The following is a 17,066-nucleotide window of genomic DNA, read 5'->3' on the forward strand; positions in this document are numbered from 1 at the left end:
TTGCAATGACGACTAAGAACTTGAAGATGGTTTCTGGGATGAGCGAATTCATAAGTTGTGGGGCATTGATGCCTAGGCCAAGATATCACGGATGGGACACTACTGTAGCAGAGGAAACTGTGTTCGGCATCGTCTCGAGGTATCACCGTCTTAGTGGAAATCAGTCCTCCAGGGAGAGCAACTTCGATTTAACCGAAGATCGAGATGCTCGTCTCAGCGCATGGTTTCCAAGCAACTTGCCGAAGGTGCTTGGCCGGTTGAATTTGCCGTTCAATTCGGTTGATGATCTTATCAATCGTCATACAACTATGCCCTATTTTAAACTCTTCGCAACGGCTTTAAATTACGAGAAAGCTTTTAATAATTTGAGGTGCGGCCGTGCGATGGGCGCAAAGCCATCATTGGGACTGATCTTTGGAGGAGTTGACGCGAAAAACATACTTCGCTTCTGCCCGGAGTGCGGACGAGACGATCGAGAGGTCATCGGGGTGGAGACATGGTATCGCGTACATCAACTGCCAGGAGTATTAATCTGTCCCTATCACGGATGTGTTCTAAAAGTCTTCACCGCATCATTAATGGGGGTAGGAAGATATAAGCTTTTTCTTCCAGGTTCGAATCAAGCTAATGATGACTGTATTCACATGGATAATAATGAGGTCCGCGCTAGGCTGTTATTAATTGCCAGGCTTAGCTGCGAATTACTCCTAAAAGAAAGTGTTGATTCGTCTTCCGATTTTCTTAGGAATCAGTATCTGATGCGCCTTCGCGAAAAGGGTCTCGCTGTTGGAATCGTTTGCAATCAACTAAACGCTTTTAAAAATAGATTTTCAGAATTTTGGTCTCCTCTCGATAATCTAGAGCCGTTTTCGTCTCTATTGCAGTCGTGTCGCGAGCCAAAATCATGGCTTACCCGTCTATTTCACAAGAGACGAAGCTCGATTCATCCGCTAAAGCACTTGCTACTTGTTGGGTTTCTTTCCAACAGTGTTAGCGAATTTCTTGCACCGTCAACCGCTGGTGATCCAAACCAGATGGCTGACCCTTCAATTGAAGATTCATATAATGTAGATCAGAAGATCCGTATGTTACACAAAGGCGGCATGACGCCTGCTCAAATTGCGGTTGAGGTTGCCTTATCGGCCGGGGCGGTACGCATGATCGAGGAACGTGCCGGCGAACCTTTTAAACAAAGACCATGGAAATTGCATTCACACGTACGTTCAGAAGTACATTCTGCGTTAGCAGCTGGGGAGACGTTGAGTGACATTGCTCGATCAGCCAATGTGTCCGTCTCTTCTGTGTGCCGATTACTGCATAGTGATCCTAATCTTGAAGTCCAGCGATCATCTAGCGTGTTCAAGAGACGAAGAACGCTCTCAAGAAATAAGCTTTTGGCTGCAATAGCTGATTTCGCGCCGCGCACCTTGAGTGAGCTGAACGCGATTTTGGTGGCGGACTTTGCATGGTTATATAGACATGATAATGAGTGGCTGATAGAGCAGACTCGACTGGTGGGCTTACATCCATCTTGTAAACCACTAGTGGATTGGGATGTACGTGACGCTTTGCTTGTCGATGAGTTACGTTTAGCAATATCCGAAATATTGAGCTTATCTGATCCTCTTGTTCAACTGAGACGAATAGAGCTTATTCGGCGTATCAACCATCCGACATGGATTACGTTCGGCCTAAATCGCTTGCCTAATACTAATAAATTGCTTGATGAGACAATCGAGACGGATGAGTGTTTTAGACAACGTTGTCAAATAAGTTAATACATCAACAGCATTAATTGCTTTTGATGCACGTGCGCGCTCTGATTTTACAAACAATTTTCACATAACGGCTGAATGTTTACGCTTTCATAGTACCTGAATTGACAAACATTGTTATATTGGCAAGTTTTGTAAATCCTTGATTTTTCTTGAGCTGATTTGACAAACAAGATCCATCCTATTCATGCTGATGTGGACGAACAATAAAGTCGGACACAAAACAATAAAGTCTGACACTAAACAATAGAGTTTGACACGGGGCTGTATCTGCCTTGGACAACCCTGCCAAGGCAGATACAGCCCCGTACTCTGCTCGTTCGCTCTGACATCGGTAACGAAAATTTAGATGTAGCGCCCTATGTCAGCTTTTTCCCCGGCACCTTTCACTACCGTACAGTAATAGCAATCACAAACGGTGTTTGCAGGTAGGCTCTTTGTCACAATGCCAGTTCGCCCTCGGTAGGATAATTTGCGATGCGCCGGCCGAAGGCCGGTGACCTGCATGATGAATTCAGTGACTGCGAGAGCGGCTACGACCGCGTTCAAAGAGACCACTGACGGTCCTGCTTGGTCGAGGTTGGCCTTATCCACACCGTAAATTCGCTCCCGATCCTCGCGCGCCGCTGGGCTTTCGAGGTCCCGGCGGGCCTCGTCCATGTCCAAGACGTCCAGGCAGACAAGGCAACCCGGTTGCTCGTCCATTAGCACAACGCGTCCGCCAAAATCTAGTGCGTCGCCTGGAGGAATGTCTGTGGCTAAGTCGAAGTAGCGAATGCGGTTAGCCAGCGCAAATTCCATCAAGACGAGACGGCTACCTTCATTGTCCACACAGCCAAATATGGTAGTGGCCTTACTGAGGCTTGAGAGGGCCTCATGGCTGCGCAGCGATGCCTTCACTGGAATGAACTGCACCGTCGGATCGATAGCCTTCACGCTGCGTTCTGCGATGTCTACCTTGTGCGTACCAGGTACCGCATCATCGTGTCGCGCCAAGATGTAGCGGTTGCGGTTAGTGTCGCTTAGGTCCTCGTCATCGATGCCAATGATGCCAGCAACGCCGAGACAGGCCAGCTGCGGAATTAGATGTTCGCCAAGGCCACCGCAGCCCACAACCGCAACGAGCTCTCGTGCGATTAGTCGCTGCCCTTCTGCGCCGAAAAAACGTTCGTTCCTGTCGTGCTTACCCATAGCGTAGGTCCCCATAGAATTTACTGCTCAACAATGTTGTTTTCTGGATTTGTGAGCCGGAATAGATGTGACCGATTGGTATCGCAGTTTTGGAATCACCGAACCATGCGAGTCCATCGATACTGTTGTGGCCGACGACAAGGGCCGCATACGGCTTCCCTCGCAGTCGCCAGCGGATATGGGGCACAAATTCAACAAGGCCGAGGATATCTGCCGGGGAAAAGCAGGCAGGTTGCTTGCTTGGGTGGCAGTGCACTTCTAACAGGATCGCATTGCGCTCATGTGCAAGCTTGATGATGCGCGCGCGCGCCGCATCTGACAGCTCCAGATAGTCGCTCGCCTGCGTGACATAATCGTCGCGCATAAGCGGAAGCCACTCCTCTACCACAAGTGAGTAGGGTAATTCTTGGGCGCAGGGCTTACAGAGTAAGAAGCCGCCTTCTTCCATGTTGGAATCCCCAGGGAACAGGTGCTCCTGCATTGCAAGGAGCATAGCCGTCGGGATCGTTATCGTTGCGCTCGACATTATTTGCCTTGCATGAAGCGAACATTGACCCCGATGGCGAAGTTGAGCAAGTTCGAACCGCTCGCCACAGTCTTAGCCGGCCGCCATTGACCATTGTCGGCCAACCACGAGAACTGCCCCCACTTACCCTGAAACGGTACGATTTCGCCGACCGGCTCGGAGTAGTTGTCCGGAATCTGGCCTTTAAAGCGGATGCCTTCCGGCACCAAGAAAGCGTACGGCTCTGTGCCCGGATAGCTGGGCTGCACGCGCAGCACGACATCGGTAGATTGCCTGTCCCAGCCAATATCCGGCAGCGGCACGGCGGGGAGGTGGAACCAGTTTCCTATGCGGCAGCTGCCTGGATAACGCGTTTGCAGGAGCGCCAGCTCTTCGTCCAGACGGGATTCAAACAGCGAATCGCCACGTTTCCACTGGATTTTCTTGGCAAAGCCGTGACCAGGCTTCAGCTCAACCACCTCATCGGGTGAGAGCGTGCGCTCATTGTTGTCCTTGTCGACCTCGATTACGCCGGCCGAAGCATCCCAGCCACCCAACTCAATGATCTGTGCCACTGTAATGGTAGGGGCGTGCCACTCGTGCATGCTGCCTTCGATGTCGATATAGTAAGTTTTTCCCAGCTGCTCTTTGCCATTTTCTTGAGCTACAATTCCTTTGGTCATCATTGCTCCTTCCTGATTCAGATCTTTGCCTGCGTCAGCCATGTCGTTGGTCGTAGTTGCGCGTTTTTCGACACTCATGGTTATGGTCCTTATAAAGGGCACCGGGAAATCCGGTTGCATGAGCTGTATGACTCCTGAGCAATCCGCCGCGGATGCTGGCGGGAAAAAATTTTCCTCAGGTATGAATCCGCAAGCTGAAGTTCGAGAGTCCTATGATGTGAAATGGAGATCCATTGATGCCCCTATCCGAAACACTCGAAGACAACTTGACTCCGCATGAGGTTAGTGCGCAGCTGCACAGCCTCTCTGTCTCTGCGGCGGACTTCAAACGTGCCGTTTCTTTGGCGAAGATGTGCGCCGCTGGCATTCCTGGGATGGATGCCGGCGACCTTTTGCAAGAAGCGATGGTCAAGCTGCTGCTGGGCGAACGCGTTTGGCGCCGCGGGGTACACGCCTTGGTGACGCTAAAAATGGTAATGCTCAGCATCGCGTTCGACGCCCGAAAGAAGGCAAAAGGCGCGATCGATTGGCTCGCCATGATCGATGACGGAACGACGACCCGGGATGCCTCCTGCCCAAGCGCGCTGGAGCCAGACAACCGTTCTCCTCAGGAAATTGTTGATGGTCGCAGCCAACTCAAATATATCGAAAGCCTGGTGGCAGATGACGCCGATGCTAGTCTGGTTGTGACGGCTTGGGGTTTAGGGATGCGCGGCGAGGAGGCCGCGCGGGAAACCGGCCTCGAGATGAACCGATACGAGGCCGCACGCAAACGCGTGACCAAAAAGCTTGAGCCTTTAGCGGCGCTAAGGAAAACCACATGAGCTCGCCTACTGAAAAACTGGAGCCGTTCGACGTGCTTCTTGATGCTTATCTCGACGAATTAATGGCAACGCCGGATGACGAAATCCTGGATGGTGATGATCCGGCTTTGGTTAGGGCTGCGGGTATGAAAATGCTTGAATCAGCGACGGCTAAGGCGGGTAAGCTAAGGCTTGCAGCGGCTCGCGAACGCATGGCTGCCCAAAGAAAAAATCCAAAAGAAGGCCTTCTTTTCTCGGGGTCAATTGAAGAGGCAAGAGCATTCCTACGCACGGCAAGTAACGATCCGAGATTTACGTTAGCCGCTCGCGGACTTGATGAGATGTCTGATGACGATATTCGCCGCCTCTATCAACAATATATTCAGCTAACCAGAGAAAAAACTAAGCCTGATGGGGAAAGAGAATGACCCCTGGTCAGCGCGCAGAGTCTCTTATCGCAAATTTTGGAATCTCTTCTCCAAGCGAGATTGATATTGAAGCGATTGCCTTCGCGTCTGGTGTTGAAATTCAATACGATAGTCTTAAGGGTTGCGATGCAACATTAGTTGGGGTGGATGACCGGGCGATCGCAACCGTGCGACCCTCAAGCGTACGCGGGCGTGAACGCTTCTCCATTGGCCATGAGCTGGGCCATTGGGAGATGCACCGTGGACGATCCTTTCGTTGCAGGACCGACAGTCCTGACGAGAACCTTGCATCCAACCGTGTGGAGGAGAAAGAGGCTGATAGCTTCGCAGCGCACCTCTTGATGCCGGCAACGCTGTTCAATCCACGTGTCAACGCACTCATCAAGCCAGGATTTAGTGCCCTTGACGAAGTGGCACGTGAATTCGAGACGAGTTTGCTGGCAACCTCAGTGCGGTTGGCAGACGTTAATCAGCTGCCTGTAGCTCTGGCTTGCTACTCGGCTTCTGGCCGGCGTTGGTATAAGTTCTCTAGCGATATTCCGAGGCGCTGGCGGCTCGAACGTAAGCTCGATGAAGAAAGCTTTGCATATGACCTGCTTAAGTTAGGGAAAATGCCAGGCGGACTTCGTAAGCAGCCTGCCGACGTTTGGTTCGAAAACTCTGATGCGGATGATTTCGAGGTCTACGAAGATTGCTTTCCGGGAAAAGATGGTGAGGTACTCGTACTCCTCTATTTGGAGGCTGACATGATGGAAGCTGAATTTGAAAGGAATGCTAGGGGTCGCAGGTTTTAAGCGGTCTGCCTGCTGCCTATATGATCCCTACATCAGTAGAACCGAACTACAGTGGACGTGACCTGATCGGCTAATTTGTACCCACAGCGATTGTTAGTCTTCGACTTCAGGCAACCTGTTTCTGGCGCCGTTCACGTCCGACTGCGGCCGGCGTTCGGTTGCCAAGCGCAGAGTGCGGGCGCTCATTGTTATAGAAGTGCCGCCATTTCTCAATGATCAGCTTTGCCTCCTGCCGACTGACAAACCATTCCCGGTTCAGGCATTCATCGCGCAGCTTTCCGTTGAAGCTCTCGACGAAGCCGTTCTGCCACGGGCTACCCGTGATGAGGCCCGACAGGACATCTTCGACTACATCGAGATGTTCTACAATCCGAAGCGCCGGCACAGCTTCAGCAATGACATGTCGCCGGCTGAGTATGAAAAGAAGTATTTTCAGCGGCTCTCGAGTGTCTAGAAAAGCTGTGGCGATTCAGAGGTCGCCCATGCCCTTCGCTACTATTTAGGTCTGCCTTCGCTTCAATGAATCCGAGGTGGTGCCAAGCTGTTCATAGCAGCGCCCCTTTGGCAAAGGGATTCTCGGCAGCGTGTTTGGTATACATCGCTTACGCGGTTTCCGCTCCGACCAAACAGGGGAAGTCGCGTTTAGCAACATGAGCCTTCGCGTGCCGGGCTGCCGCAGACGTATTCGAGCAGCTGCAGAACCGGTTGCGCGCACTAGATGAGTGTCAAAGTCGTGCAGTGTGGCAATAATCAAGATAGGCGATTTGACAGACTTTATTCGCTCAACCGCCGAGTGTCTAGTGAACCGCCCCGGGAATAGTGGAGGCTGGTTGGTTTAAGTTAATGCGGTTTCATCGGCAGCGATCTTGAGCTACCGATAGTAGTTTGCCTCAGCTTCCGCGGGCGGGATATAGCCGATTGGTTCCATCAACCGGTGGTGGTTGAACCAGGCCACCCATTCCAAGGTTGCCAGCTCGACAGATTCCCGAGTTTTCCAGGTTCGGCGGTGAATCAATTCCGTCTTGTACAAGCCGTTGATCGTCTCAGCCAGTGCGTTGTCGTAGCTGTCTCCCCGATTGCCGACCGACGGTTCGATACCTGCTTCGGCCAGGCGTTCGCTGTAGCGAATGCTGAGATATTGCGAGCCCCTATCGGAATGATGGATTAAAGTTCCATTTTCACCGGGCTGGCGAGCATACAATGCCTGTTCAAGCGCATCCAGAACGAAATCAGTGGTCATCGACGAACTGACCCGCCAGCCGACAATGCGCCGGGCGAAAACGTCCACCACGAAGGCTACGTACAGCCAGCCCTGCCACGTCGAAACGTATGTAAAGTCCGACACCCACAGCTGATTTGGACGGTCAGCCCTAAACTGCCGATTCACCCGATCCAGCGGACGTGGGGCGGCAGAATCGGGAATCGTTGTCCGGACTCGCTTGCCGCGCACAGCACCTTGCAAACCCAGCCGCTTCATCAAGCGCTCGACCGTGCAGCGAGCGATGGCGATGCGTTCCCGGTTCATCTGCTTCCAGACCTTGTCGGCTCCGTAGACCTTCATGTTGGCCTGCCAGACCCGGCTGATTTCCGGACACAGAATCTCATCGCGCTTCGCCCGCGCGCATCGCTTCGACGAATCACGAAGCTGTGCCGCATGGCGCCGATAACCCGACGGGGCAATCCGCAAGACCTTGCAGATCGGCTCGACCCCGAAGGTGTCGCGATGCTGATCGATAAAGGCCTTCAGGACTTCAAACGGCGGTCGAGCTCCGCCTGGGCGAAAAACGCGCTTGCCAGCTTCAGGATTTCGTTCGCCCGCCGCAGCTCTTTGTTCTCGCGCTCCAGGGCTTTGAGTCGCTCACGCTCCTCTGTTGTCACTCCTGCGCGCTCTCCCTGGTCAATCTGGTCGCGCTTGACCCATTCATGCAGCGTTTGTGGCGTGCAGCCGATCATCCCTGCAATTGACTCGACCGCCGCCCACAGCGAAGGATGCTCATTACGCTGCTCCCGTACCAGACGGACTGCGCGCTCCCGGACTTCCGGCGAAAATTGCTTGGCTTCTTGTTCATAGCTCCATTCTCTCAAGAGTTGGAGCCTCCATCAAATCCGGGGCGGTTCACTAGTCTTCTGCAGAGCATAATTTGACAAACATTGCTTCCTCGGTAAGACGCGTAAGTTGTTGATTTTAATAGGTCAAATTTGACAAACATAATTCGACCTATTCATAAATAACCGGCCCGCCAGTCGGCCTCCGTCGCGGCGAATTCGGCCTTCTGGGCCTGCACGCCCTTCTCGACCTTGCCCCAGATGTCGATATCCCAGTTGGTCTGCGTGGCCAGATTGAACTGCTTGGTGAACGGTTGCCCCGTGACTTTTTCGAAGCTCGCGCCCGCGCCCGCGTCGAGGGTCGGCAGCGCGCCGGCCCGCGCTTCTCCGATCTGCGCATTGGCCACGCCGATGCGGGCGGCAAGCACGGCCAGGTCGAAGTTGCCGGCGAGCGCGCGGCTCACGAGCTGGTCGAGATAGGGGTCGTGGAATTCGTGCCACCAGTCCGGGACGATCAACTCCGTCTTGGACAACGGCAGGCTGGCCGAGTTCGCCCACGCGGTCTTGGCCGGCACGGACGGCTGCGCGTACGGGCGCATGCCGACGTCGGCGCAGGCGGCGAGCAGCAGGGCGGCCGCTGTCGCTATGACCAGGCACAGAAGACGGGAGAACATCATGGCGACATCCATGCACGCGCGTCGACGAACACCTGGAACAGCCGCGCATCGATATGCCCGGCGTCGCACTCTTCGTGCATCAGGTCCAGCGCCAGGTCGACCGGCACGGCCTTCTTGTACGGGCGGTCGCCGGCCGTGAGGGCGTCATAGATGTCGCAGATGGTCAGGATGCGCGTCTGGATGCTGATCTGCGGTCCGCGCAGGCCCGACGGATAGCCCGACCCGTCCAGCTTTTCGTGGTGGCCGTGCGCGATCGCGGGCACGCCGGCCAAATCTCTCGTCCACGGGATCAGGACGAGGAACGAGTACGAATCCACCACGTGCTCCTCGATCTGGCGCCGCTCGTCCGCCGTCAGGCAGCCTTTGGGGATGCTCAGCGCGGCGACCTCGTGCTCTTCGAGCAGGCTCAGGGGCTGGCCATCCGGGTCGTGGCAGCCGTAGTGGACGATGTCGCGCAGGTCGGGCAGGGCACTGCCGCGCGAGATCGCGGGCTCGTTGGCGCTGCGGATCGTGGCGAGGAAGCCGTCGAGCCGGGCCGCTTCCTCCGCCAGGCGCGCGTCGGCTTGTTCCTTCTCGGTCCGGAACGTCGCCGCGCTCCAGCCCTCGTCGAGGTGGCGCTGCGCCAGTGTGTGGTAGGCCTGGCGCTCCAGGCAGGCGCGCGCGTACAGAAAACGCTGTTCCAGCAGGCGCATGTCGGCGTGGTGCAGCTTTTTTTCCTTGCGCAGCACGTGCTCGCGCACGCCGACCTTGCCGAAATCGTGCAGCAGCGCGGCATAACGAATCTCGCGCAATTGCTCGCGCGTAAAAGCGATGCGGCGCAGTTGCGGGTCCGCCGCGCGGTCGAGCGCCGTGGCGAGGCGTTCGGCATAGCTCGCCACACGGAACGAGTGCCCGGCCGTGACCGGGTCGCGCTCCTCGATCGCCTGCACGGAGGCGCGTACGAAACCGTCGAGCAGGCGTTCGATGTCGGAATACAGCTGGAAATTCTTGAGCGCGACGGCCGTTTCCGCGCACACGCCCGTGAGCAGTTCGAGGTCGGCGTCGTGGAAGGCGCGCGGGTCGGACGAGCTGTCGACCTGGATCAGCCCCAGCACTTCATCGCCCACGATCAGCGGCGCGCACATGACGCTGCGGATGGCCTGGGCGACGATCGAATCCTGCGCGGCGAAGTGGCGGTCGGCCAGCGTATCGACGGACAGGATGGCGCGCTTGTTGCCCAATACCTCGTCGACGATCGTATGCGACAGCCGCGCCTGCCTCGGGTCCTCGACCATGCCGTTTCTCCGGCGCGCCGCCACCGGCACGGGCGGATCGCGGTCGTTCTGGCGCAGCAGGATGAAGGCGCGCTCGGCCAGCGGGAACAGGTCGAAGATGAAATTCATGATCTTCTCGGTCAGCGTCGCGCGGTCGGTGACGGCGCCCAGCGCGATGCTGACCTGGGCCATCGCATGCAGTTTCAGCACCGATTTTTCCAGCTCGCCGCGGGACGCATCGCGCGGGTCGGCCGTGGGCGCGTACTGCGTGGCGTCGACGGATTTACGGATCACCGTCGGCATGCTGGCGGCGCTTTGCGCGACCATCGAGCGGAACACGAAGCGGGTGGACGCGAGCGATAATTCGTCGCCGTCGACCAATGCATGCCACGAGCCGGGCTGCAGGCGCTCGTCGTTGACGAACGTCCCGTTCGACGAATGCAGGTCCTCGACCGACCACGCCTCGCCGCGGCGCCGCAGGCGCGCGTGGCGGCGGCTGATCGTGTGTAGCGGGATGCACACGAACTGGTCGGACGCGAGCGCATCCTGGCGGTCGCGGCCGATCACGACCTCGTCGTGCAGCGGGAACAGCTGCGCCCTGGCCTCCCGACTGCCGAGCAGCTCGAGATAGGCGCTCACGCCACCCGCCAGGGCCGGCGCGGGTGCCGCGGGTACGTCCGGTGCCGGTTCCATCGCCATGCCATCCTCGCCAACGACCACCTCGTCCAGGTTCATAAGACAGTGCCACCGCGCTACAGTTCGCGGCCGTGCGCATTTCACCGTTCATTTGACGACGATCGTGATTTTTTTGGACTGGACCGAAGGATCGAACGTGATGTGCTGATCGTTGCCCATGACGAGCTGCAAGGTGTGCTTGCCGGGCGGGAGTTCGATCGTCGTCTCGGTCTCGCCGGCGCCGAAGTGCAGGTGGTTGCGGTCGTTCGGGATCTCGACGCCGGGCCCGGGCGCGTCGGTGTCGATCAGCAGGTGGTGGTGCCCCGTGTGCGGGAATTTGACGCCTTTCGGCGCCACGCCCATATTGCGCAGGCCGAACCAGACGCGGATCGGGTTGTTCGCCGACACCACCTGGCCGTCGTTGGGCCAGCCGATATACAGGTAGACGTTGGGCGGCGCCGGCGTCGGTTCGGCGGCCAGGACCGAAGCGGCAGCGGCAACGAGGGCGGCGGCAAGTAGCGTGCGCATCGGATGCTCCTGTTCACGGTGCCGGCTCACTTGACCGTGACCGTGATCTTTTTCGAATGGACGGGCGGATCGTGCGGTATGTGGTCTTTGTCGGCCAGCAGCAATTGCAGCGTATGGGGACCGGGCGGCAGTTCGATGCGCGCCTCCGTTTCGCCGGCGCCGAAGTGCAGGTGGTTGCGGTCGTTCGGTACGGGCTCGTTCATGTTCTCGGGCAGGTCGGTGTCGATCAGCAGGTGATGGTGGCCCGTCCCGGCCATATCGGTTCCCTTGGGCGCGACGCCCATATTGCGCAAGCCCATGCGGACCCAGAAGGCGTGGTGGACGACCATGCCGTCGCTGGGCCAGATGAAATACACCTGCGCATTCTCGGGCGACGGCGTGCGCGCGCCCACGGGTACGGCTTGCAGGACCGCCGCGGTCAGCATCAAGACCATCGTTTTGCGCATCAGTCTCTCCCTGCGCCGTGCGGGCCGCCGTTCCGGCAGCATCCATCATTCAAGCCGCATGCAACCTGTGGCAGCACAAACGTGTGGCCGGCACAATCGCGACGGTTGGAGGTCTAAGCGGATTCGTGACACTTGTGGAGGCGGCTTGTGTGGATGAGGCTCTTGATCCTGTGCATACTGGTGGCGCTGTCGGCATCGGTCGGGACGGCCGTCGCGCCCGCCGGCGTGCTACCCAAGAACAGCGCGGAGCAGTTCGAACTGGCGTTCTGGAACTCCATCAAGGACAGCAAGCAGGCCGGCGATTACGAGGCGTACCTGCAAGCCTATCCCAAGGGACGTTTCTCCGCCCTGGCGCGGGCCCGCCTCCAGCAACTGAAGGCGGCGCCGCCGCAGGCGCAGGCGCCGCCGCAACCCGCGCCAGGCAAGCCGGCGGCCGCGCAGGGGCAGGCCAAGGCGGTTGCCAAGCCGCAGCCCGACAAGAGCCGCGCCCCACCCGCACCCGCCGCCACGCCCGCGCCGGGCCCGGCCGGCTCCGTGGCCACGATCAAGGACTGCGATGCCTGTCCGGTGATGGTCGCGTTGTCGCCGCGGCCGTTCACGATGGGCAGCAACAACAGCGATCCTTCCGAACGCCCCGCGCACAAGGTGGCGCTGCACACGCCGTTCGCGATCGGCAAGTACGAGGTCACGGTGGGCCAGTGGCGCCAGTGCGTGCAGGCCAGCGTGTGTCCCGCCATGCCGTCGCTGGGCAATGTGCCCGACAACCTGCCGATGCGCGACGTCAGCTGGGACGAGGCGCAGCTCTACCTCAAATGGCTGAGCACGGTAAGCGGCAAGCCGTACCGGCTCCCGACCGAGGCCGAGTGGGAATACGCGGCGCGCGGCGGCACCGCCACCCGCTACTGGTGGGGCGATCAAATGAAGGGAGGAAACTCCAGCTGCGCAGGCTGCGGCGAACCGTGGAATGCCGAACGGCCGCCGCCCGTCGGCAGTTTTACGGCCAACCCGTTCGGCCTGAACGACATGAACGGCAGCGTGTGGGAATGGGTGCAGGATTGCTGGCACAGCACCTATAAAGGTGCGCCGGACGACGGCAGCGCCTGGGTCGACGGGTCGTGCCAGGCGCGTGTCATCCGCGGCGGTTCCTGGCGCGAGAACGGCAGCTATATGCTGTCCACCACCCGTTTCAAATACGACGCCAGCGTGCGCCAGTCGCAGAACGGCTTCCGCGTCGCGCGTTCGCTCGATTGAGGCGCCCTAATGCCCGGCGCGCGTCGTGATCTGCAAAAAATCGACGGCGATCGCGCCGGCGCCGTGCGCCTTGGCGATGCCGGCCAGGCGGTCGTCCAGCGCGCGCAGGTAGGCTGCCGCACCTTCCGCATCCGGCCGCACGTTGTCGAACAGGGGAACCGGCGTGGCCACCAGCACGAGCATCTCGGTGCCGAACGGCGGGCCGATCACCCAATTGCCGAGGCTGCCGATCGTGGCCAGGTAGCGCGGCGGCGCCAGGTTTTCGCGCGCGGCCGCGTTGGGCAGCAAGTGGACGACGTGTCCGTCGAGGACGAAATAATCGACCGTCACATACGACTGGAAGTCGGGCGAGATCACGTCGACCATCAGCGTGTCGCCCGCCGCCAGAGCGCCGCCTTTGCCGCTCGCTCCGTTGAGGCGCAGCGTCGCGCCGCCGCGGGCCGCATGGTACGCGACCCAGTAACGGCCGAGGACGGCCATCAGCGGACACTTATCGTCGCCGATCTCGTGCAGCGCCAGGTCGACCCGGCTCACGCCCGGCAACGCCGCCAGCATGCTTTTCAGGCGTGCCGGCCCGACGCTGTGCGCGAGATAGCCCTGCACGCGCACCGTACGCCCGTCGATGGCGGAGACGAGCGCCGAGCACGGCACGCCGGCCAGGACGGTGGCGATGGCCGCCGGGGTGGGCGCAGGCGCGGGCGCAGCCGGTGCGGCATGGGGCGTGCCCGTGACGGCGGCCTTCGAGGGCGCCTGCGCGACCTGGCCGGTACCGTGCCGCGGCAGCAGCAGGCGCAGCGCGACGAACACGGTCAGCGCCGCGGCCCCGGCAGCCAGTGCGGCGCCGGCGCCGATCAGGACCGGACGCCGGCGCCGCAGGTCCCATGCGCCGATCTCGTTGAGGAAAGCGTTGACGGTGGGCGTGCGCGCTTCTCGCCGCAACGCGAGCGCATTGCGCAGCGCGCGCCACTGCCGGTGGCCGAGGCCGGGCGGGCGCTGCGGACGCAGGCCGGCAGCGCACGCCTGGATCGCCGACAGGCGGTTGAACGGATGGCGGCCGGTGAGCAATTCATACGTGATGCAACCGAGCGCGTAGATATCGTCGCGCGGATCGGGTTCGCGGTTTTCCAGCATCTCCGGACTCGCGTAGGCGGGCGTCAGCGCGCCCAGGCTGCCGGGATCGAAGACGGTCACGTCCGCGTCTTCTTCCGCTTTCTGGAACACGCGCGCGATGCCGAAGTCGATGACCTTGACGCCGCCCGTATCCGTCAGGATCACATTGGCCGGCTTGAAATCGCAGTGGACAAAGCCGCGCTCGTGCGCATACGCGAGCGCCTTGCCCATGCCGTTTACGATCTTCATGGCTTCACTGAACGGCAGCGCATGAAAGTCGGGCGCGCGCAGCAACTGGCTGAGGGATTTGCCGGACAGGTATTCCATCGTGATGTAGACCATCGACCCGTCGCGGTCGAAGTCGTACACGGCCACGATGTTCGGGTGGGCCAGCGTCTGCGCCTTGCGCGCCTCTCTCTGCAGGGCGATCAGCGACTTGGGGTGGCCCTGGAACTGGACGTTCAGCACCTTGATCGCGATATACGGATGGCGGTCCGATGCTTCCAGCTTGCGCAGGTCGAGCGCCTTATAGACGGTGCCCATGCCGCCGAAGCCCACGCACTCCTCGAGCACGAAACGGCCGTTGAGCGTGTCGCCGACGCCCTTCATGCGCTCGACCGGCGCGCCGGGAGGGGCGCCCGCGATGCCGGCAGGCTGCGTCGGCGGCGCCAGGGGCTTGGTCTGGACATAGGTTTCCTCGTCGCCGACGCGCTGCCTCTGGCGCGCCTCGATCGCCTGCGCGATGCGGCGTTCGACTTCGCCATAGACCTCGGCCGGCAGCGGCGCGCGGCGGTGGGCGTCGTTGAGCGTCTTCAGCAGGCTCGAGACGGTCTCGGGCGTGCTGGCCAGCAGGCGGTCGACGCGCGCCAGCATCTCGGTTTGTCCGAGGGTTCCGCTTTGAAACTGGCGCAAGGTATCGGCGAGGTTGTCCATGTCGTCGTCTTGGTTGAGCGCGCGGGGCGCCTCTTCCTCAGACACTTGCGTGGTACGCAAATTCACCGCACAAGCAGTGTGTTGTTCCCGGCCAAACGGTGTGTCGGCAGGTGTTGGACCGAACCCACCGGATGCGCAAGAAAAACCCGTTCAAAAGCCGAAAATGGGGGCTGCAAGTGCTGGCACGCTTCTCGCAAAGAGTAGGGGGAGCACGACGAAACCGGCTCACCAACCAACCATTCATCAAGGAGCGTTACCATGAAAAACCTGACGATCAAAGACCTGGCACTGACCTGCGAACTGGACCGCGGCGCGATGGCGCGCGTGCGTGGCGGTTACAGCGCGATGCAGCAATCGCATCCGCTGTGTCCGATGCCGTACTACAGCCCGAGCTACACGTCGACCGTCGACGTCAACCAGAACCTGCAGCAACTCCAGAACGTGACGAACGCGACGGCCAACGGCTCGGCCTTCATCGACGGCGTCACCGCCAACAACAACACGAGCCAGTTCGGTCAGAACAACGTCATGATCGCTCACTAAGCAGCGCACTTGGCAGCGCACTTCACGCCGGCCCGGCCATCTCGCGATGGCCGGGCTCACCCATTTCCGAGGAGGACATCATGGCCACCATCACCATCAAGGATTTATCCGAGAATACCGACCTGGACCGCAAGGCGATGCAGGCGATCTCGGGCGGTGCGCGCTTCCGCTCCCACGCCGGTACACTGCGCCCGGCCGGGGCTGCGCCGGCGCGGCCGCAGCGGATCGTCGACTTCCGCACGGGTGCGAGGACGCACGGCACACCAGACGAGCCAACTCGCTAAAACATATAAACCATTTACTTCGATCATCAAGCCGCCCGGCCACCAGCCGGGCGGTTTTTTTTCGCTCCGCCGGGTCCGCCGTTCGGCCGGATCTAACAGTGTTGAACCGGTGTTGGTCCGCTCCCACCACATTCGCCACGCAATACCGGTAAATCCATGGCAAACCGCCAATAAAGCCTGGATTGACGGGGTTTTCGGTGGCTGGCACGCATTCTGCTCATACCCTGGTGAGCGCAAATCAAACGCTCTTTCAACCAACTCACCGACTCAAGGAGAACCGACATGAAAACCCTGATCATCAAAGACCTGGCCGAGACCCGCGAACTGAGCCGCACCGACATGACCGCCGTGCGCGGCGGACACGGCATGGGCAGCCCGTCGTACTCGCTGTTCCCGATGCCCTCGTACACGATTTCCGGCAATGCGACGCAGAACCTGACCCAGGTCCAGAACGTACTCAACGACACGGCCAACGGCTCGGCGTTCGTGAGCGGCGTCACCGCGAACAACAACACGTCGCAGTTCGGCCAGAACAATCTGCTGGTCGTTTAAGGAGAACACCATGTCGTCGATCGTCATCCAAGACCTCGCCCGTACGCGCGCACTGGACACGCATGCCATGTCCGCGATCCGGGGCGGCCAGGCTTTCGGGCCGAACGTGAACGTGAACCTGAACCTCGACCAGCGCATCGCGCAGGTGCAGGACATCAAGGTCAACGTCCTGAACAACAACGGCTCGATCGGACCCGGCTTCACCGCCCCCGACGTGACCTTGAACCCGCTGCAATGGGCCGCCAACAACGCTGTCGTCCCCCTGTAAGACATTCATTTTTTTAAAGGAGCATCATCATGAAAACCCTGATCATCAAAGACCTGACCGTGACGTCCGAACTCGACCACCACGCCATGACGGCCGTCCGCGGCGGCCACGGCATGACCCAGACGTCCTGGTACCCGTCCGCATCGCCAAAGTTCAGCTCGTCGCTGGACGCGACGCAGAACCTGGCCCAGTTCCAGAACGTCGTCAACGCGACCGCGAACGGATCGGCCTTCATCGACGGCGTGACCGCGAACAACAACACGAGCCAGTTCGGCCAGAACAATATCGGCGTGGCCGGACCCGTCTGGTAACCAACGGACG

The 17,066-nt window shown here is 59.5% G+C and carries 18 protein-coding genes, 3 pseudogenes and 1 other annotated feature; of the genes and pseudogenes, 11 read left to right on the forward strand and 10 right to left on the reverse strand.

Annotated features, from left to right (window positions below; genetic code table 11):
* Window positions 1-68 precede the first annotated feature (68 nt).
* Window positions 69-1,778 carry a TnsD family Tn7-like transposition protein gene (locus tag BVG12_RS19805; RefSeq protein ID WP_267877490.1) on the forward strand — a complete coding sequence of 570 codons (1,710 nt, stop codon included), beginning with the start codon at window positions 69-71 and terminating at the stop codon, window positions 1,776-1,778.
* Between the two features lie 342 nt (window positions 1,779-2,120).
* Here the strand turns inward: BVG12_RS19805 and BVG12_RS19810 are convergent, their stop codons facing one another.
* The 3 genes from BVG12_RS19810 to BVG12_RS19820 all read right to left on the reverse strand — a co-directional run bounded on the left by BVG12_RS19810 (window position 2,121) and on the right by BVG12_RS19820 (window position 4,232).
* Window positions 2,121-2,966, reverse strand: a complete 846-nt coding sequence (locus BVG12_RS19810) for a HesA/MoeB/ThiF family protein (RefSeq protein ID WP_169926830.1) — start codon at window positions 2,964-2,966, stop codon at window positions 2,121-2,123.
* Window positions 2,959-3,414 (reverse strand): hypothetical protein, encoded by a 456-nt coding sequence (locus BVG12_RS19815; protein ID WP_156895684.1) that lies wholly within the window; start codon window positions 3,412-3,414, stop codon window positions 2,959-2,961. The genes BVG12_RS19810 and BVG12_RS19815 overlap by 8 nt, the downstream gene beginning before the upstream one ends.
* Before the next feature lie 77 nt (window positions 3,415-3,491).
* Complete coding sequence (locus tag BVG12_RS19820; RefSeq protein ID WP_169926831.1) at window positions 3,492-4,232, reverse strand: multiubiquitin domain-containing protein; 741 nt, start codon at window positions 4,230-4,232, stop codon at window positions 3,492-3,494.
* A gap of 158 nt (window positions 4,233-4,390) precedes the next feature.
* On the opposite strand from BVG12_RS19820, the gene BVG12_RS19825 reads away from it, so the two are divergent.
* Genes BVG12_RS19825 through BVG12_RS19835 form a run of 3 tightly spaced genes read left to right on the forward strand, consistent with a single transcriptional unit; the run spans window position 4,391 to window position 6,179 of the window.
* Window positions 4,391-4,978, forward strand: coding sequence for a hypothetical protein (locus tag BVG12_RS19825; RefSeq protein WP_075793905.1), 588 nt, complete (start codon window positions 4,391-4,393; stop codon window positions 4,976-4,978).
* Window positions 4,975-5,385 (forward strand): hypothetical protein, encoded by a 411-nt coding sequence (locus BVG12_RS19830; protein ID WP_075793906.1) that lies wholly within the window; start codon window positions 4,975-4,977, stop codon window positions 5,383-5,385. The genes BVG12_RS19825 and BVG12_RS19830 overlap by 4 nt, the downstream gene beginning before the upstream one ends.
* Window positions 5,382-6,179 (forward strand): ImmA/IrrE family metallo-endopeptidase, encoded by a 798-nt coding sequence (locus BVG12_RS19835; protein WP_075793907.1) that lies wholly within the window; start codon window positions 5,382-5,384, stop codon window positions 6,177-6,179. The genes BVG12_RS19830 and BVG12_RS19835 overlap by 4 nt, the downstream gene beginning before the upstream one ends.
* Before the next feature lie 106 nt (window positions 6,180-6,285).
* On the opposite strand, the pseudogene BVG12_RS35210 reads toward BVG12_RS19835, so the two are convergent.
* Window positions 6,286-6,498, reverse strand: a pseudogene (locus BVG12_RS35210) (integrase core domain-containing protein); the annotation flags it as partial.
* On the opposite strand from BVG12_RS35210, the pseudogene BVG12_RS19845 reads away from it, so the two are divergent.
* Window positions 6,493-6,633 (forward strand): annotated as a pseudogene (locus BVG12_RS19845) (IS3 family transposase); the annotation flags it as partial. The pseudogenes BVG12_RS35210 and BVG12_RS19845 overlap by 6 nt on opposite strands.
* A 417-nt stretch (window positions 6,634-7,050) precedes the next feature.
* Here BVG12_RS19845 and BVG12_RS19850 read toward each other — a convergent pair.
* The 5 genes and pseudogenes from BVG12_RS19850 to BVG12_RS19875 all read right to left on the reverse strand — a co-directional run bounded on the left by BVG12_RS19850 (window position 7,051) and on the right by BVG12_RS19875 (window position 11,792).
* Window positions 7,051-8,264 (reverse strand): IS3 family transposase gene (locus tag BVG12_RS19850; protein WP_156895685.1). Its coding sequence is split into 2 segments (ribosomal slippage): window positions 7,051-7,958 and window positions 7,958-8,264, totalling 1,215 coding nucleotides; the frame shifts between segments, so codons are not numbered across the junction.
* Window positions 7,852-7,968: a sequence feature (AL1L pseudoknot), on the reverse strand. It overlaps the preceding gene by 117 nt.
* Window positions 8,265-8,404: 140 nt before the next feature.
* Window positions 8,405-8,914: pseudogene (locus tag BVG12_RS19860) on the reverse strand (TolC family protein); the annotation flags it as partial.
* Window positions 8,899-10,890 (reverse strand): HD domain-containing phosphohydrolase, encoded by a 1,992-nt coding sequence (locus BVG12_RS19865; protein ID WP_169926832.1) that lies wholly within the window; start codon window positions 10,888-10,890, stop codon window positions 8,899-8,901. The gene BVG12_RS19865 and the pseudogene BVG12_RS19860, both read right to left, overlap by 16 nt.
* Window positions 10,891-10,938: 48 nt before the next feature.
* Entirely contained in the window at window positions 10,939-11,358 is a 420-nt protein-coding gene (locus BVG12_RS19870; protein WP_075793910.1) for a DUF4399 domain-containing protein, read from the reverse strand.
* Between the two features lie 26 nt (window positions 11,359-11,384).
* Entirely contained in the window at window positions 11,385-11,792 is a 408-nt protein-coding gene (locus BVG12_RS19875; RefSeq protein WP_156895867.1) for a DUF4399 domain-containing protein, read from the reverse strand.
* A 165-nt stretch (window positions 11,793-11,957) separates the two neighbouring features.
* On the opposite strand from BVG12_RS19875, the gene BVG12_RS19880 reads away from it, so the two are divergent.
* On the forward strand, window positions 11,958-13,055 hold the full coding sequence (locus BVG12_RS19880; RefSeq protein ID WP_083685248.1) for a formylglycine-generating enzyme family protein: 1,098 nt from the start codon (window positions 11,958-11,960) through the stop codon (window positions 13,053-13,055).
* Between the two features lie 6 nt (window positions 13,056-13,061).
* Here BVG12_RS19880 and BVG12_RS19885 read toward each other — a convergent pair whose 3' ends face one another.
* Window positions 13,062-15,098, reverse strand: coding sequence for a serine/threonine protein kinase (locus tag BVG12_RS19885; protein WP_075793912.1), 2,037 nt, complete (start codon window positions 15,096-15,098; stop codon window positions 13,062-13,064).
* 258 nt (window positions 15,099-15,356) lie between these two features.
* Here BVG12_RS19885 and BVG12_RS19890 point away from each other — a divergent pair, with 258 nt between their 5' ends.
* The 5 genes from BVG12_RS19890 (at window position 15,357) to BVG12_RS19910 (ending at window position 17,056) form a co-directional block, all read left to right on the forward strand.
* Entirely contained in the window at window positions 15,357-15,641 is a 285-nt protein-coding gene (locus BVG12_RS19890) for a hypothetical protein (RefSeq protein ID WP_075793913.1), read from the forward strand.
* A gap of 80 nt (window positions 15,642-15,721) precedes the next feature.
* On the forward strand, window positions 15,722-15,925 hold the full coding sequence (locus BVG12_RS19895; RefSeq protein WP_075793914.1) for a hypothetical protein: 204 nt from the start codon (window positions 15,722-15,724) through the stop codon (window positions 15,923-15,925).
* Between the two features lie 282 nt (window positions 15,926-16,207).
* Complete coding sequence (locus tag BVG12_RS19900) at window positions 16,208-16,477, forward strand: hypothetical protein (RefSeq protein ID WP_075793915.1); 270 nt, start codon at window positions 16,208-16,210, stop codon at window positions 16,475-16,477.
* A gap of 10 nt (window positions 16,478-16,487) precedes the next feature.
* Window positions 16,488-16,745 (forward strand): hypothetical protein, encoded by a 258-nt coding sequence (locus tag BVG12_RS19905; RefSeq protein WP_075793916.1) that lies wholly within the window; start codon window positions 16,488-16,490, stop codon window positions 16,743-16,745.
* Between the two features lie 29 nt (window positions 16,746-16,774).
* Window positions 16,775-17,056, forward strand: a complete 282-nt coding sequence (locus BVG12_RS19910) for a hypothetical protein (protein WP_075793917.1) — start codon at window positions 16,775-16,777, stop codon at window positions 17,054-17,056.
* The last annotated feature ends 10 nt before the right edge of the window (window positions 17,057-17,066 follow it).

It is taken from the genome of Massilia putida (genome assembly GCF_001941825.1).
Lineage (GTDB): Bacteria > Pseudomonadota > Gammaproteobacteria > Burkholderiales > Burkholderiaceae_D > Telluria > Telluria putida.